General features: G+C 68.5%; 13 protein-coding genes and 3 pseudogenes. 8 read left to right on the top strand and 8 right to left on the bottom strand.

All coding sequences use genetic code 11. The features are described from left to right. Positions 1-11: 11 nt before the first annotated feature. Positions 12-977 (top strand): pirin family protein, encoded by a 966-nt coding sequence (locus tag ACFU9P_RS02645; protein WP_384077350.1) that lies wholly within the window; start codon positions 12-14, stop codon positions 975-977. An 846-nt stretch (positions 978-1823) separates the two neighbouring features. Here ACFU9P_RS02645 and ACFU9P_RS02640 read toward each other — a convergent pair. Next, a complete protein-coding gene (locus ACFU9P_RS02640; RefSeq protein WP_384077349.1) occupies positions 1824-2420 on the bottom strand; it encodes a TetR/AcrR family transcriptional regulator in 597 nt (198 codons plus the stop codon). 8 nt (positions 2421-2428) lie between these two features. Between ACFU9P_RS02640 and ACFU9P_RS02635 the strand changes: the two genes are divergently transcribed. Further along, positions 2429-3049, top strand: coding sequence for an MBL fold metallo-hydrolase (locus ACFU9P_RS02635; protein WP_384077901.1), 621 nt, complete (start codon positions 2429-2431; stop codon positions 3047-3049). Positions 3050-3387: 338 nt separating this feature from the next. Here the strand turns inward: ACFU9P_RS02635 and ACFU9P_RS02630 are convergent. After that, positions 3388-4248, bottom strand: a pseudogene (locus ACFU9P_RS02630) (DUF4158 domain-containing protein); the annotation flags it as partial. A 668-nt stretch (positions 4249-4916) separates the two neighbouring features. Beyond that, positions 4917-5685 (bottom strand): annotated as a pseudogene (locus tag ACFU9P_RS02625) (transposase). Between the two features lie 94 nt (positions 5686-5779). Here ACFU9P_RS02625 and ACFU9P_RS02620 point away from each other — a divergent pair. Continuing rightward, positions 5780-6160 (top strand): DUF6221 family protein, encoded by a 381-nt coding sequence (locus tag ACFU9P_RS02620; protein ID WP_384077347.1) that lies wholly within the window; start codon positions 5780-5782, stop codon positions 6158-6160. A gap of 73 nt (positions 6161-6233) precedes the next feature. Here the strand turns inward: ACFU9P_RS02620 and ACFU9P_RS02615 are convergent, their stop codons facing one another. Then, positions 6234-6881 (bottom strand): TetR/AcrR family transcriptional regulator, encoded by a 648-nt coding sequence (locus ACFU9P_RS02615; protein ID WP_384077345.1) that lies wholly within the window; start codon positions 6879-6881, stop codon positions 6234-6236. A gap of 42 nt (positions 6882-6923) precedes the next feature. After that, on the bottom strand, positions 6924-7637 hold the full coding sequence (locus tag ACFU9P_RS02610) for an MBL fold metallo-hydrolase (protein ID WP_384077343.1): 714 nt from the start codon (positions 7635-7637) through the stop codon (positions 6924-6926). A gap of 155 nt (positions 7638-7792) precedes the next feature. Here ACFU9P_RS02610 and ACFU9P_RS02605 point away from each other — a divergent pair. Next, positions 7793-7951: pseudogene (locus ACFU9P_RS02605) on the top strand (transposase); the annotation flags it as partial. A 73-nt stretch (positions 7952-8024) separates the two neighbouring features. Here the strand turns inward: ACFU9P_RS02605 and ACFU9P_RS02600 are convergent. Continuing rightward, entirely contained in the window at positions 8025-8879 is an 855-nt protein-coding gene (locus tag ACFU9P_RS02600) for a class I SAM-dependent methyltransferase (RefSeq protein WP_384077342.1), read from the bottom strand. 61 nt (positions 8880-8940) lie between these two features. On the opposite strand from ACFU9P_RS02600, the gene ACFU9P_RS02595 reads away from it, so the two are divergent. From ACFU9P_RS02595 to ACFU9P_RS02585, 3 genes are all read left to right on the top strand, one after another. Further along, positions 8941-9576, top strand: coding sequence for a TetR/AcrR family transcriptional regulator (locus ACFU9P_RS02595; RefSeq protein ID WP_384077340.1), 636 nt, complete (start codon positions 8941-8943; stop codon positions 9574-9576). 136 nt (positions 9577-9712) lie between these two features. Continuing rightward, the gene (locus ACFU9P_RS02590; protein WP_384077339.1) at positions 9713-10627 is read left to right on the top strand and encodes a phytanoyl-CoA dioxygenase family protein; all 915 of its coding nucleotides are present in this window, start codon (positions 9713-9715) and stop codon (positions 10625-10627) included. A 215-nt stretch (positions 10628-10842) separates the two neighbouring features. Next, entirely contained in the window at positions 10843-12009 is a 1167-nt protein-coding gene (locus tag ACFU9P_RS02585) for an IS701 family transposase (RefSeq protein ID WP_384077337.1), read from the top strand. Between the two features lie 752 nt (positions 12010-12761). Here the strand turns inward: ACFU9P_RS02585 and ACFU9P_RS02580 are convergent. Next, positions 12762-14870 carry a heavy metal translocating P-type ATPase gene (locus ACFU9P_RS02580; RefSeq protein ID WP_384077335.1) on the bottom strand — a complete coding sequence of 703 codons (2109 nt, stop codon included), beginning with the start codon at positions 14868-14870 and terminating at the stop codon, positions 12762-12764. A gap of 103 nt (positions 14871-14973) precedes the next feature. On the opposite strand from ACFU9P_RS02580, the gene ACFU9P_RS02575 reads away from it, so the two are divergent. After that, on the top strand, positions 14974-15351 hold the full coding sequence (locus ACFU9P_RS02575) for an ArsR/SmtB family transcription factor (protein ID WP_384077333.1): 378 nt from the start codon (positions 14974-14976) through the stop codon (positions 15349-15351). Here the strand turns inward: ACFU9P_RS02575 and ACFU9P_RS02570 are convergent. Continuing rightward, a complete protein-coding gene (locus ACFU9P_RS02570; protein WP_384077331.1) occupies positions 15334-15906 on the bottom strand; it encodes a hypothetical protein in 573 nt (190 codons plus the stop codon). The two genes, ACFU9P_RS02575 and ACFU9P_RS02570, sit on opposite strands and share 18 nt — an antisense overlap. Between the last annotated feature and the right edge of the window lie 126 nt (positions 15907-16032).

The following is a 16032-nucleotide window of genomic DNA, read 5'->3' as shown; positions in this document are numbered from 1 at the left end:
GGTTGTGCGCCATGAGCAATCTTGATCGTCAGGCCGCCGTCAATGTCTGCGGCGGTCGGGGCTTCGTCGTCGCCGAACCGGTGCGCGAGCTGCTGAGCCCGCGCCGGGTCCAGCTCGGCGAATCCACCGAGGTCCGCAGACTGCTGCCCAACCTCGGCCGCCGCATGGTGGGCGCGTGGGCCTTTGTCGATCACTACGGCCCGGACGACATCGCGGACGAGCCGGGCATGCAGGTGCCGCCGCACCCGCACATGGGTCTGCAAACGGTGAGCTGGCTGCACGAGGGCGAGGTCCTGCACCGGGACAGCCTGGGCAGCCTCCAGACCGTACGGCCGCGGGAGCTGGGCCTGATGACATCGGGCCGGGCGATCTCCCACTCCGAGGAGAGCCCGAAGTCCCACGCCCGCTTTCTGCACGGCGCCCAGCTCTGGGTGGCGCTCCCCGACGCCCACCGCCAGGTCGAGCCGCACTTCCAGCACCACGCGGACCTGCCCACGGTCACGGCCCCGGGACTGACCGCCACCGTCATCCTGGGCACACTCGACGGCGCGACCTCGCCCGGCACGACCTACACCCCCCTCACCGGCGCCGACCTGTCCCTCACCCGCGGCACCCGGACCCGCCTCCCCCTCGAACCGGACTTCGAGTACGCCGTCCTCTCCATGTCCGGCGAAGCCGAGGTCGACGGCGTCCCGGTCCTCCCCGGCTCCATGCTCTACCTCGGCTGCGGCCGCTCCGAACTCCCCCTCCACGCAAAGTCCGACGCGGGCCTGATGCTCCTCGGCGGCGAACCGTTCGAGGAGGAGATCGTCATGTGGTGGAACTTCATCGGCCGGTCCACCGAGGACATCGCGCAGGCCCGCGAAGACTGGACGACCGGCACCCGCTTCGGCACCGTCCACGGCTTCGAAGGCCCCCGCCTCCCCGCCCCGACCCTCCCGCCGACCCCACTGAAACCACGGGGACGCACGCGCTGATCTGCACGTTCATGTTCGTCGGCCGGATGGCATTCGCCGATCGTCGTTTTCCCGCGGCCGGGCGATCCGGTGCACCGGCCGGGGTGGTCCAGGTCTGCTTGGGAGAGCCGGTTCGAGTCGCAGGTGTTGCCGCCTGTTCTCGTTTGTGCCAGACCTCATGCTGACCCAATGCTGACCTTCGTGACGGCTCGTCAGCTCCCGACCAGGGGCTTCTCGGCTGAGCGTTCCACGTCGTGATCTCAAGGGGCTGCTGTGAGGCAGGGGGTAAGTAGAGGCTGGACGGTAGGGTTGCGGTGACGTTACCGTCCGGCATGGAAAGTTACTTACTGTGACCCCTGCTGTGGCTCCGTCGACTTCGGACTTCTGCAGTCGCAGCACCTGCATTTCCGCGTGTACCACCGCGGGGAGTCCGACGAACAGATCCTGGGCGATGTACGGGCACCACGACGGCTGAGCTCTACCGGGTGCGACGGGCGCGCCCGGCCTGGCCGCAGCGACGGTCTCCTGCGCGATCAGGTCGGCGGCACGATGCATGACCTCCGGGCCGGGCCACTCCCGATCTTGATCTCGGTGCGGACGAGTGGTTCGGCGAGGAGGAGGCCCGGCTCGGCCGGTTCGAGAGCGGTCATGGCCACGGGTCCTGTCAGAAAACGGCGGTTCGGGGTTATTGAACGACCTAGGTTTTTGAGGGGGTTTTTGAAGGCTCTGCGGGGTCCGGGCGGCCTCGCAGATGTCGATGCCTGTACTCGCGTGCGTGGATGACCGCATTCCTCGGCACGGTCTGTGCCTGTGGCCGACTCCGTCACTGCCGTAATCCAGCAGCAGTGGCTGGCTGTTTCTTCCCCTTCAGAACGCCTCCCGGTGGCTGCGCGGACGGTCTTCTTGGCTTTCTGATGCCACCACCCCGGCCGGGCGACTGAGGGATTCCAGTGGCACGGCGGCGATGATGGTGGCCAGGACCCGGTCCCGGGCCTGGGTGAAGGCCTCCTTGGGCAGGACACGCAGTGCGGCGTCCAGGCGCAGCATCGCCAGGCCGTGGCAGGTTGCCCAGACAGCCAGCGGGTCCCACGGGTTCAGCTGTGTGCCGCCGGTGGCGCTCACCACGTCCTGCAGCGTGGAGACCAGCAGGTTGTAGCCGCCGTCGCCGGCGCTGCCCTGGGCCCGCTGCGAGGGTGCGGTCAGTTCGTCGATCTGCTCGTCGCTGATGAAGATCGCCCGGTACAGGCCGGGGTTGTCGGTGGCGAAGTCCAGGTAGGCCGCGCCCGCCGCCAGCAGTCTGCCCCGCGCCGAAGCGGGCTCGCCGGTGAACGGCGGCGCACCCTCCAGCGCGGCGGCGATGTGGTCGGCGAGCATCCCGGCGCACTCCTGGGCGACCGCCAGCAGGAGCGCGTCGCGGTCGCGGAAGTGACGGTACGCCGCGGCCGGCGAGACGCTGGACCTCACGCAGCGACATCGCACCAGGGCCGGACGCCGCCACCCCGGCCCTCGCGCCGAAGGTGCTCGCCAAGCTCACCGAGACCCACGCCAAGCTGCAGCTGATCGTGCTGACGCATTTCCACTACGACCACGTCGGCGGTGCCGATGCCCTGCGCGAGGCCACCGGCGCCCGCGTGGCCATCCACCATGCCGATTCCGGCGCGCTGCGCGCCGGTGGCCAGCTGCACGTGATCCCGCGCCGGCCCCTCGGCCGGGTGCTGGCCCCCAGTGTCATGCGTGGGTTGAAAGCACCGGTCATCCCTGACCTCGAGCTGGACGACGATGAGGACCTCACCCAGCACGGCGGCATCGGCCGGTCCTTCTGGACCCCCGGCCACACCCCCGGCTCGGCGAGCGTGCAGCTGCCCACCGGCACCGTCCTGGCCGGGGACGCCTTCGGCGAGGCCTTTTTCCCGCGGCACGGCGCCGAACGTCCGCTGTTCGCCGATGACCTGGACACCGCCCGACGAAGTCAGCTCGCCATCATCGACGCCGCCCGCGGCGACGTACGCGTCGCGCACTACGGGCGCCTGCAGGAACGCTCACTGGCCAAACTGGCTCAGCGCCTGCGGGCCGCCGAAACACGGGCAGCATGAGCCGCGCCCATCCGACCAGACCTCGCCTGCCGGCGGTGGTACCGGCGTCCAAGCGGTGAGCACCCACTTGTCACCCGACCATCGGCCTGTCAACCGAGCCCCATCCGCTGCCGGCCCAGGCAGACCAGATGCTCCAGCCGACAGACCCGGGGGGTAACGAGGGTGTCAAGGTCTCTTGACGAACCGGCAGACGATCAGGCGGCCCGAAGGACGGTGCGGATGGCGTCCGCGACCGGCCGAGCGAACGCTCCCAGCAGGTGCGGGTTGACCGAGGGCGGTAAGGAGAGCATCAGTTCCCCACGGTCCTCGCCGTCCTCGCACGGGGCGTGATCCTCGACGAGCAGGATGGTGTCCGGCCCGAAGCCCGCCCGCTCGATCGTCTGGGCCTTGCTCAGCTGCCCGTACCGGGCCGGCGTGGACAAGCCGGTTCACCGGCACCCGCGACAGGTTCACCTGCCCCAGCGCGAACGCGGAGATCTCCTCCACCCGCTCCATCGCCCGCACCATCGCGGTGCCCGTCGACTTCACGGTGGCGTGCGCAGCCGCTCTAGCTCCGAGACCCGCTTGCCCTCCGGCACCACCAGCAGCCCGGCCGGCGCCGGCGCGAGCGCGGGATCGGCCCGGTGGGCAGCGCCGGCCACCGCCTCGTACACACGCCGCTCGGCCACCGTGCGGGCCTCCGACACCTGCCGGGCCAGCACGCTCACCCCGGGCAGCAGCACCCGGTTCTTGCGCAGCCACGTCACCGCATGGTCAAACAACGCCACCGGGCCCTCGGCGTGCGTCCACGCCCGCCCGTACAGAAAGCCGCGGAACTCCCGCCCCCACTTCCGGTCGGTGAAGTCCCGGTACGTGAACCGCTCCTGGATCTCCGCCGCGTGTTCGTACGGCGTCCTGCGCCGCTCCGGATACCGCTTCACGCGCGAGGCGTCCTCGATGCCGAGTTGCCAGGCCAGGTACTCCACGACCTCCCACGGCACCGCGAGCGGGTCCTCACCCAGAAACCGGCCGACGTAACGGACCGTGGAGATCTGCACTGCCACCCCCAGCCGGTGCGCGTCCGTACGACGCAGCGCGATCAGATCACGGGCGTCGTCATCGAGGAAGAAGAACCGCTCCGGCTCCGGGCGCGTGGGCACCTGGGAGAACGTCCCGTACGCCCCGGCCTGCTTACCGACAGCCTCGCGGCCGGCAAGGATTACAGCAACCGCCCCGTCCGCGAGTACCTGCGACGGCGGGGAATCCGACACACCATCCCGGAGAAGACCGACAGCCGAGCAGCCCGCCTGCGCAACGGCTCACGCGGCGCTCGCCCCGGAAGCGTGACGCTTCCGTGAACGCCTCCCGCCGGACAGCATCAGCCAGCGGACTCACCCTCATGCCTTCGTTTTGGTCACGTGCATTCCTTGGTCGGAACACACGATCAGACGAAGGCCGCCCACACGTCCGGCGAATCCCCACCGGCGAATCCCCAAGATGAGCGAGTCAGTTCGAGACACCATTCGAAGCCGGAGGATAAAGAACGAGCCAAGGCGGAGGACAACGGGAGGGTACAGAGGGGAAGTCCGGCGACTAGGAGCAGCAGCGCGGACATCACTGGCGCAGGTCAGGGACGGTTTCCGGAGCGGTTTGACCGCAGCGGTGAGAACGGGTGGTTGAACGGCTGGTTGCCGGGCCGGTTGAACGCCCCGTTGAACGGGGGGTTGCCGTACGGCACGGGCAACGGGGCGATGAACGCGCTGCGGTATCCCCTTGCCCTTTGGCCAGCCGCCTCGGCATGATCCCCGCGGACTCCCCTAAGGGCTGTCCCATAAATGATCTTCCGGCTGGTCGGGATGTGCTCGACCCCGAGCCGGCGGGGGCTCACCTAGCCGACGAGGGTGAGATTGTGCAGGCGGGCGATGCCGAGCATGGCGTGGTGAACGCCGTCGCCGCGTAGGCGGCAGTCGCGCAGGATTTTCCAGGTCTTCATGCGAGCGAAGGCGTGCTCGACGCGGGCCCGTACTTGCTTGTGCGACTTGTTGTGGTCCTGTTTCCAGGCAGGCAGTTCCTCGCCCTTGCGGTGGTGGTGCGGCATCACCAGCCCGGTGCGCGGGTGGCCGCCGTCGGCGATCGTCGTGGTGTCGCCGATGGCAGCTCTGGCACCGGATTCCGCCCAGGCCAGGCAGTCGTTGCGGTTGCCCGGCAGCGGTCGGCCGACGATCACGACCAGGCGGGTGTCGGCGTTGATGACTACCTGGTGGTTGGTGGAGTAGCGGTAGTTCTTCGACTGCTCGGCGACCTTGTGATCGCGGGTGGGCACCAGGGTGCCGTCCACGATCAGCACAGCGTCCTTGGCGAACCGTCGACGGGGCTGCAGAGCAAGGTTCGGCCCGAGGTGGTCGATCCCCCGGTCAGCGGCCGACTTCGACACCCCCGAACGGCGGGGCCAGTTGTCGCATGGTGAGGTTGGTCCGCCAGTACGCGGCGACCAGCAGCACCCGGTTCTCCAGCGACAGCTTCCACGGTCGGCCCCGGCCGCCGACGTCGGCAACTGCGTTCCGCAGTTGAGTCACCAACTTGCCGAAGGTGCGGGGGCTCAGCCCGGTGAACGGGGCTATCCAGGACGGTTCCGACACCGTGATCACACCAGCCACGGCAAGATCATCCCACTGCCAGCCAGCCGGCCGAAGCTTGCCCGCACCACGGAAATCAGGCGACTGGGCTCGGCGCATCGTCCAGGATGACCCCATGAGTCAAGACCTGGTGACGTTCCTCCACGCACGGCTGGATGAGGAGGCCGAGTTGGCCCGACGCTGCGACGGCGACGGCTGTGGAGAGTGGACCGCTCACGGGCACACGGTCGACTTCTGCCAAGGAGAACTCCCCGGCTTCCATCCCACGGCCGCCCTGCACGTGGCGCTGCACGACCCTGCTCGCGTCCTGCGGGAGGTCGAGGCCAAGCGACGCGTGCTCGCCCGCCATGTGCTCAGTCCTGCCACGGGCGACCCCGAACTACCGTGGGACAACCGCGATGACTGCCAGTACGACGGTGAGACCTGGCCATGCGACGACCTGCTCGACCTCGCGTCACCCTACACCGATCACCCTGACTACCCCCGACGTCCCTGAGACGGAGATCGTTTACGGGACAGCCCTTAGGGTCGCTGACCCGGGCCTGCCGAGGATGAGGAATCCAGCACAGTCAGTCGGGCTCGCGGAGTCTCGCGATTGAGCTGATGAGCTCTACCTCGGCTTGGGCAAGGTCCGGCCACGGGAACTGGTAACTGTTGCGCAACAGAACAAAGCCGTGCATGGCCGCCCACAATTGCATTGCGGTGGACAGGACGTCTTTTACGCCGGAGGATCCGTCGGTGATGCAGAGCCGGACGCCGTCCATGAGGTAGGCGAACGGCCCGGCGTCGGGGTTGCGGTTGTCCGGCTCGTCTGCGGGGGCGGGGCGGGGTTCCGCTCCGCGAAGGAGCCGGTTGCGCTGGAAGAGCAGTCCGTACAGATTCGGGTTGTTGACCCCGAACGCCATGTAGGCGCGGCAGCCGGCGATGAGCCGGTCCCGAGGCGCCTCGATTCCTTGTGTCGCATCCGTGATGAAGCGGCCCAGTTGGGCGAAGGTCTCGACGGTGACGGCCTGCACGATCTCGTCCGGGCCGGCGAAATGCAGGTAGATCGACTGCGGTGCGATGCCGATCCGCCGTGCCAGCCCACGCAGGGTCACCGAGCTCGCGTAACCGTCCTCGATGAGGATCTCTCGGGCGGCCGTCACGATGTCGTCGCGTAGTGCATGCCCCGCACCTCGGGCGTTGCGCCTTCTGCTCCCAGCAGCCTCTTTGCTCACGGGCGTAACTTTACGCCGCCGCTGGATCGGTGCGAACGCGCGTCAGCCGAGAGGGTCGGGGACCTCGTCGGCGGTGGCCGCAGCGCCCAGCAAGGCAGTGTCGTCCCCGCGTAGCGGTTGACCGTGGCCGAAGCACACGGTGTCGACATCGATGTCGGCGAAGCGGCGGAAGGATTCACGGGCCAGTGGCCGGTCATGGTTGAAAGGCCCGAGTATGACCTGGCCCTGGTGCTCGGTGGCGATGTCACCGGTGAACAGGACGGCCTCGTTCGGGAAGTGCAAGGCGATGCTGCCGTCGGTGTGGCCGGGAGTCGACAGGACGCGGGCGTCGATCGCGTCGAGGATCTCGTCGTCGTCGAGCTCGCGGTCGACACGGGAAGGTGCGGCGTCGGGGATGCTGCCGGCGATGTGGGCGTAGAGCCCCTCCTCGTTGTGGGTGAGGGCGGGAAGCGAGCCGTAGCTGTCCCCGCGGATGATCGGGGCGTCGCCGCGGTGCGCCCAGATGCGAACATTCGGCCAGGCAGCCAGTTCGGCGGCCGACCCGGCGTGGTCGGGATGCCAGTGCGTCAAGACGACGTGGGTCAGCGACTCCCGGTCCAGGCCCCAACCACGCAACGCCTCGGTGATGGCCTCGCCTTGCCCGGCGATGCCGGTGTCGACCAGCACCGCGTCCGACCCGCGGCGCAGCAGGTAGGCCTGTCCGGGCCCATTGTCGAGCACCATGCGCAAGTCAGGACGCAGATCAACGATGTTCACAGCAGTCTCCCTTGATCAAACCGGATGGATTCACCTGCGGTAGCCATGAGCCCTAGTAACCTCACGGCCTTCACCTCACGGGAGTGATGTTATGGGCGTGATCTTGGCTTGGCAATACCTCGATGAGTGTCCGGCCGGCGACCGAGTCCTGCACGCTCGCCGAAGACCTCCGCCGCCCCTGGGAGAAACCCACCGCCGCCGACCGGCTCACCCCGGCCCGGGTCCGCCGAGGGTTCAGGAACATCCGCGCCCACCTCGCCTGCCCGACCCGTGTTCCCAAACCCACAGGCACCGGGCCCGGACGGCCACCCGGCGGCAGTAGCGGTTTCAGCAGTGCCCACTCCTCGTCCGTCAGATCCCCCTGCTGATCACGTCTGGAACAGTGCGTCACTTGCTCGAAGAGACAGGCTCACGCGTCGCTGTGACGATCCAGACTGCCCCGGGGACGCGGACACCGTCTGCGGTCTCGAACTCCGTGAGCGCGTCGTGTACTTCGGCACGGATACGGGTGATGGTCGCCGGGGCGACATCGCGCAGGTTGTAGCGCGTCGGGCCCATGGAGAAGATGAAGTCGGCGGCGTCGCCCGCGTTGGTGCCAAAGGTCATGGGCGCCTCAAATGGAGCCACCTCAATGTCGGTGAACCCGCTGGCGGCGAGTACGTGGCGGATGCGCGCGGGGTCGAGGAGCGAGCCCATACCCCTGGAAGCGGGGGATGCCTCGCGCAGGAACGGCGAGAGTGCGGCGGTCGCACGGGCATAGGCGCTGTCCGGGCCCGCGGGCTGCGGACCGAGGAACGCGAGGCGGCCGGCTGGCACCAGCGCGTGCCTGAGATGGGTGAAGGCTGCGACGTGGTCGGCGAAGAACATGACACCACCGCGGCTGATGAGGACATCGAACCCGCGATCGGGGAACGGATGCACCTGTGCGTCGCCCTGCTCGAAGGTGACGTTGTCGAGACCTTCCGCGGCAGCGTCACGGCGGGCGCGTTCCAGCATCGGCGCGGACAGGTCGATTCCCACGACGCCTCCGTCGTACGCCCGTTGCGCTGCAAGGCGCGTCGTCTGGCCGGTGCCGCAGCCGACGTCGAGGACCCGGTCCTGGGCCGCGATGCCCGCGGCGGCGAACAGGGGTGCGTTGAACGCGCCCATCATCCCGTTGTAACGCTCTGGGTGTTCGGCCCAGAGGATGCCCTCCCAGTCGTTCCATGCCTCTGCCTGCTGACGGTTGACGATCGTGCGCATGGCCACCCTCCAATGACTAGAGTTCACCTCTAGAGTTCAGCTCTAGATATAGACTCCAGTCATGCGTGAGGGCAAGGGGAAACAGGGAAAACAGGCCCAGGAGACACGGCGACGAATCATCGAGGCGGCCGGCGCGCTCTTCATCGAGCAGGGCTACGGGGCGACCAAGCTGCAGGAGATCGCCGACCGGGCAGGCGTGGCAGTGCAGACGATCTACTTCGTCTTTCGGAACAAGCCCTCGCTGCTCAAGGAACTTGTCGATATCGCGATCGCGGGCGACGACGAACCCGTGCCGACGATGGACCGGCCCTGGTTCGCGGAGATCATGACCGCGCCTACCGCCGAGTCCGCTCTGGCCGCACTGACCGCCGGCACCCGCAAGACACTCGAACGTGTTGCGGCCATCAACGAGATGGTCCGCGCCGCGACAGCAACCAACCCGGAGATCCGAGAGCTATGGCCGGATCAGGCAGACCCGCGGTACTCAGTGATCTCAACAGCGGCGAAGTCTCTGACCAAGAAGCCGGGCGCCCGCCCCGCCATCCCCGTCGAAGAAGCGGCGGACATTATTTACGCCGTCCTCAGCCCCGAGCTCTTCCTGGTCCTCACCCGCGACCGCGCGTGGCCACCGGCCAAGTGGGAGCAATGGGCGTACGACACCCTCAGCTCCCAGCTGTTGGTCGACAACGGACTCTGATCAACTCAGTCTTGAGGGCAACGTGGTCCGCAATCGGCGAGTGCCCGATGCATCGAGGGCCTGATCGTGATCGAGGAGACAGGACCTACCCGGAAAACCGCTTGCCTGCGTCAACCGCCGTGATGATCCTGGCCCGATGGACCTCAGCGTAGCGGCGCAAGCGTGGCGGGAAGACGGCTTCGTCATCCTCCCTGGTTTCATCCCACCCGATGAGCTGAAGTCTGCGGCGGGCGAACTGGACTTGCTCTTCCCATCCGCTGAGGGGTTCCACGACGCAACCGATGCGCGACGCGAGCGCTTCATCGGCGACCAGTTCGCCGGGATCGACTACTTCCCGTTCGCCAGCACGGAGATCAGCCTCCTGGCTGTGAACCACCGGATCCTGACGCTCGCCGAGACGCTGCTGGAAGACGACGGCTTCCAGATCTACGGAGCGGAGGCATGGGCGAAGTACGCCGGCGCCAGCGACTACGACCAGGACCTGCACCGCGACTACCTGGGCCACACCCTCCTGGTGCCCAGCAGTGCGCCCGGCTTCCGCCAGCTGGAGATGTTCGTGTACCTGGCTGACGTGCCCGAGGAGTTCGGCCCGGCGCACCTTGTCCCGCGGAAGCACACGGCCGACCTCCCCGCCGTGCCCGACAGGTATCTGCGGGCCGGCCTCGAAAGCAAGAGCCGCTTCCACGACGGCAGCGGCAGCCCGCACCTGTACGAAGCGCAGGTGTCCGCAGCTGGTCCTGCCGGGACAGTCGTCGCCTTCGAGATCGGTACCGTCCATCGCGGAACGGCCATGACCGCGCCGCGCGGCGCCCGATACACCATGCACCTGAACTTCCGTCCCTCCGGTGTCCAATGGGGGCAGCGCCGGGGCTGGGCCTATTCCGCCGGTCAGCGGGACTGGTTCAAGTTCGTCGAGCGGGCCACCCCGCGTCAGCTCCAGGCGTTCGGATTCCCGCCGCCTGGACATCCCTACTGGACACCGGAGACGCTGGCCGGGATGGCGCTGCGGTATCCGGGGCTCGACCTCACGCCTTGGCGCCAGCCTGACTGACGCCCTGCCTCATCACGTGGTCTTGACCATGGGGCCGGTGCGGAGGCGATGGCGGCCACCGTTGATCAACGGTGTGTGAAGACTGAAAACCATGCGGTGACCGCAGATCACAGCCTAGACCCCACGCTTTGGCAGGAGTCCTTCGAGGTCCTGATGGGGGCCGAATCACGGGCCGCTTCGCCCGGGTGGAGCCACGGCACCGAGCTCGACGGCTGGTGCTCGGACTCCTGTCGGACCTGCCGCGAAAGAACTGCTGGACGATCGCCGAGTGGGCTGGGGAGTGCACCCCGGACGCCAGGCAGCACCTGCTCAGCCGGGCCAAGTGGGATGCCGACGCCGTCCGCGACGACCTGCGCGGCTATGTGGTAGAGCATCTGCACGACGACCAGGCGGTGCTGGTGGTCGACGAGACCGGCGACGTGAAGAAGGGCACCGGACAGTCGGCGTCCAGCGCCAGTACACCGGCACCGCCGGCCGGATCGAAAACGCCCTGCCGTCTACCTGGTCTACGCCGGTCGGCGCGGGCACGCTGCCGTGGACCGGGAACCGTTCCGCGGTCCTGGACCTCCGATCCTGACCGCTGCCGGGCGGCGGGCCTGGCCGAGGAGACCTCGTTCGCCACCAAGCCGGAGCTGGCCACCCGCATGGTCGCCCGTTTCCTGGACGCCGGCCACCAGGCCGCATGGGTCGCGGGCGACGAGGTCTACGGCGGTAACCCCAAGCTGCGGACCACGCTGGAGGACCGCGGCGCAGGCTACGTCCTCGCGGTGGCCTGCTCGCACGAAGCCACCACCGGTGCGGGGAAGTTCCACGCTGACGCCCTGGGCAAGAAGGTGCCCAAGCGGGCCTGGCAGAAGCTCTCCGCCGGGGCCGGGGCGATGGGCCACCGCCTCTATGACTGGGCCGTCATCGACTTCACCAACCCCCACCCCGGCAGCCGCCGGCTTCTGATCCGCCGCAACCGCACCACCGGCGAACTCGCCTACTACCGCTGCTACTCGCCCAGCCCGGCGCCTCTTGCCGAGCTTGTGCGAGTCGCTGGATCAAGATGGCGAGTGGAACAGTTCTTCCAGTCCGGAAAGGGCGTGGCCGGACTGGACGAGCACCAGGTCCGCCGCTACACCTCCTGGTCCCGCTGGGTCACCCTCGCCATGCTCGCCCACGCCTTCCTCGCCGTCGTCCGCGCAGACGAACACGCCCGCAACCCCGTGCCCGTCGGCCTCATGCCCCTCACCTGCAACGAGATCCAGCACCTTTTCATCGGTCTCGCCGTTCAACCCGTCCGCGACGCCATCCACCGGCTCGGCTGGTCCGACTGGAGACGCCGCCACCAGGCCCGATCCCAGGCCGGCCACTACCGGCGACAAGTCGCCCAAGCGTGAAGATCACGTCGAAGGCGTTGGACTGGGTCGCCAGGCCCACGTTGTTGCGTTCCATGGTCTGGATGAAGCGGTCGACGACCTTGTGGTCGAAGGTGTTCATCCGGCGGCTGCCGAGGGCGGGGAAGGGATGATGCTTCAGGAGCGAGTCGCGGTGCCGGAGGGAGCTTGCGGCCAGATCGCGCTGTCCGGCCTTCCACTCGTTGGCGTATTCCTCGAACCGCATTGCGCCGTATTTCTTGATGCGGTCAGCCCTGGCACGGTTGGGACGTGCGGCCTTCTTGGCGGTGTAGACCTCCGAGAGGCGGTCGATCGCCTCGTCTTGAGTTGCGTAGCCGGATTCCTCGGTCTGCTTGCCCGCCGCGTCGCGGTACCGGATCTTGTACTCGTGGGGGCACTTGGACCACCGGGACTCGGGGTGTACGCAGTCCTTGAAGAGGGTGCCCATGCCGCGGGCCAACGTCTTGGTTGCCATGGTCGTGCTGTCTCCTCGGGGGACCGATGCTGACGGTTTGCTGACCGCCGATCGTGTTCGTACGGGTCCGGTCGCCCGTCCGGACATCATCGACACCGGCGCCCGACCGGTGTTCGGCTCTCGCGGCGGCGCGGACGCGACTGATACCGCCCTGACCGCGATTACCGCCCCACCCGACTACGCCACGGCAGCCGCCCTGCTGCTCAAGGGCAGCTCGTACGGTGTCGGGAACGGGTGGGGCTGGGCGTACCGAGGGGTACGAGTGGCGGCGGCCGTTCGTTCAGTGCGGGGCTGAGCGGGGCGTGATCGCGATCACCTGGAGCGGCCGGTCGGGCGGGGTGTCTGTGGTGCCGTTGGCTGTGGCGCAGCCCTCGCAGCAGCCGCTGCCGTGCTGGTCGGCCGTGTCCGCTGCGGGCAGGGACACCCGGTTCGGTGCGAGTCGTGCGGAGTCGTTTATTTCGGGGAGCGGGAGCGGGGTCGTGCGGGCCGCTCGGATGGCGTTGGCGATGACGAGGACCTCGGCGAGTTCATGGATGAACACCACGGTGGCCAGGCCCAGTACGCCGAAGGCCGCCAGGGGTATGAGGGCCGTGATGATGGCCAGGGACATGCCGATGTTCTGGATCATGATGGTGCGGGCCCGGCGGGAGTGGCGCAGCAGTTGGGGCAGGTGGCGCAGGTCCTCGTCCATGAGGGCGGCGTCCGCGGTCTCGATGGCGACGTCGGTGCCCATGGCGCCCATGGCGATGCCTATGTCCGCGGTGGCGAGTGCCGGGGCGTCGTTGATGCCGTCGCCGACCATGGCCACGGTGCTGCGGGCGCCGGTGGTCTTGAGTTTGGCGATGTGTGCGGCCTTGTCCTCGGGGCGCAGGTCGGCCCGTACGTCGTCGATGCCCGCCGCCGCGGCGAGAGCACTGGCGGTACGGGTGTTGTCGCCGGTGAGCATGGTCACCCGGACCCCGATGCGGTGCAGTTCACGTACGGTCTCGACGGCTTCGGGCCGCAGTTCGTCCCGTACCGCGATCGCGCCGAGCAGTGTGCCGTTCCGTTCGACGAGAACGACGGTGGCACCTTCGGTCTGGAGGCGTTCGACACTGGCGGCCAGCGGTCCCGGTTCGATGAACCCGGGGCGGCCGAGCCGCAGTTGGGCTGCGCCGATACGGCCGGTGAGGCCGTGGCCGACAACTGCGGTGACGTCGGTGGCGAGCGGGACGTCGGTGGCGGCGCCGATGATGGCTGCGGCCAGCGGGTGTTCGCTGCGTGACTCCAGCGCGGCGGCGAGTCGCAGCAACTCGGCTTCGGTGGCAGGAGCGTTGGGGACGGTGGCGATGACACGGGGTTCGTTACGGGTCAGCGTGCCGGTCTTGTCGAGCGCCACCGTGCGTACGGCGCCGAGTTGTTCGACGGCGAGTCCGCCCTTGACCAGGGCCCCGGTGCGGCCTGCTGCACCTATGGCGGCCACGATCGTGAGTGGAACGGCGATGGCCAGCGCGCACGGCGAGGCGGCGACGAGTACGACGAGCGCGCGCTCCAGCCACAGCAGCGGGTCCCCGAACAGCGCGCCGAGGCCGGCCACCAGAGCGGCGAGGACGATGATGCCGGGCACCAGGGGCCTGGCAAGGCGGTCGGCGAGCCGCTGTCCGCTGCCCTTGCGCTCCTGCGCCTCCTCGACGATGTGGACGATACGGGCGAGGGAGCTGTCGTCGGCGAGCGCGGTGACCTCGGCCTCGATCGCGCCGCCTCCGTTGATGGCACCCGCGTACACCGTGTCGCCGGGGCCCGCCTCAACGGGTATCGACTCGCCGGTGATCGCCGACACATCCAGACTGGTGGTCCCGGTACGGATGACGCCGTCGGTCGCGGCACGCCCGCCCGGGCGGAGCAGCATGATGTCACCGGGCACCAAGGCGTCGGGGGCGACCCGTACTTCGCGGCCCGCACGCAGGACCGACGCCGTGTCGGGGACGAGGTCGAGCAGCGCCCGCAGGCTGCGCCGGGTACGGACGACGGCGTAGTGCTCCAGGCCCTCGGCGATCGAGAAGAGAACGCCGAGCATCGCGGCTTCGAAGAACTGGCCCAGCGCGACCGCGCCGATCGCGGCGATCGTCATCAGGGTGCCCACGCCGATGTGCCGGTGCTTGACGACGTTACGTACGGACGAGGGAACGAACGTCGACGCGCCGGCCACCACGGCGGCCGACTCCAACACCAGCCCCGCTGTCCCCGCTCCGGCGAGGCCGCTCAGCCACCCCGCTCCGAGCAGCACGCCCGCCACTGCCGCGAATTGCAGTTCACGGACCTGCCAAAGCCGTTGCGCGCCCGCTTCGTTGTGTTTCTGGTCGTCGGCGGGCGTACTCGCCTCGGCCGGTGCGCAGCACTCCGCGCCCATCGTGATCCCCTCTCCGCCCCATCAGGATCAATACACTAACGAATATTGATATGATGTGCCAGCGATACGGGGTGCACATATCAACGACTGTTAGGATGCCAGAGTGACTGTGGAGGGTAAGGATTCCTGCGACCTGCTGTGCCTCGACCTGCCGGTGGCCGAGGAGATCCGCAGCCGTGTCTCGAAGACACCGGACTTGGAGGCAGCCGCGGCGGCGGCCAAAGCCCTGGCGGACCCCACCCGGCTGAGCATTGCCGTAGCTCTCGCCGAAGGCGGGGAACTGTGCGTGTGTGATCTGGCCTGGGTCGTCGGTCAGGCGCAGAACCTCGTCTCCCATCACGTACGACTGCTGCGTACCGCCGGCCTCGCCGCCTCGCGCCGCGACGGCCGCCTGGTCATGTACTCCCTGACCGATCAGGGCCGCCATCTGCTGCACGTCCTGACCGAGGCGATGAAGGGTTCTTCAGCGGTCCTTGGGTGATGGTCCGAGGTCCTCGTCGCTGATCGCTTCGGTGTCGCCGATCGCTTCGGTGATCCGGTCGAGGTACTCCTGCGCTCGGCCGAGAAGGTGTCGGCAGCGCTCGACGGCATCGTGCGCGGCGTGCACTGCGCTGGAATGATGTGCCAGGGGGCTGAGCAGGGCGTCGGCGCCTTCTATCAGACAGAACGCGGCTGCCGCCCAGCCGTCGACAGTCAGGTCGTCCTCCCCGCCCGTATGCACCGGCACCGACCAGGGCGCGACCGAGCCGGCCATGATCTCGACCCGGGCGCAGGTGAACCGGAGTTCGTGCAGGGCGCGGCGGGGCTGGTCTTCGGCGAGCGGCCATTCGTACGCGCTGACGAGGTACTCGTAGTTGTCGCTGCCCTCGGTGGCGTCGGCGAGGCGGGCTCCTGCCGTACGCCACAACAGTGCCCACAACGCGGCGCGGCGAAGTCCCGCGTCGTCGCTGTGGGCCTGGTGCAGGCGGTCGGGCACTTCGATGCCGAGAGCACCCAGTGCCGCATGTATGCGGGCCTCCTCATCGATGAGGTCCAACAGTCTTTCCTTCCCGTGGGGTTGGCGGGCCAGAGGCGGGGAGGGAAAGGGAGAGGGAGGGGGGGGAGGGGGGGGGGTTGGGGAAGAGAGAGGAAACAGGAACACCGTTAGTCCCAGGTGGGTGTG

Source organism: Streptomyces sp. NPDC057617, from assembly GCF_042800555.1.
GTDB lineage: Bacteria > Actinomycetota > Actinomycetes > Streptomycetales > Streptomycetaceae > Streptomyces.
Note: the sequence above shows the minus strand (reverse complement) of the source record. Positions and strands in the feature narration are given on the sequence as shown.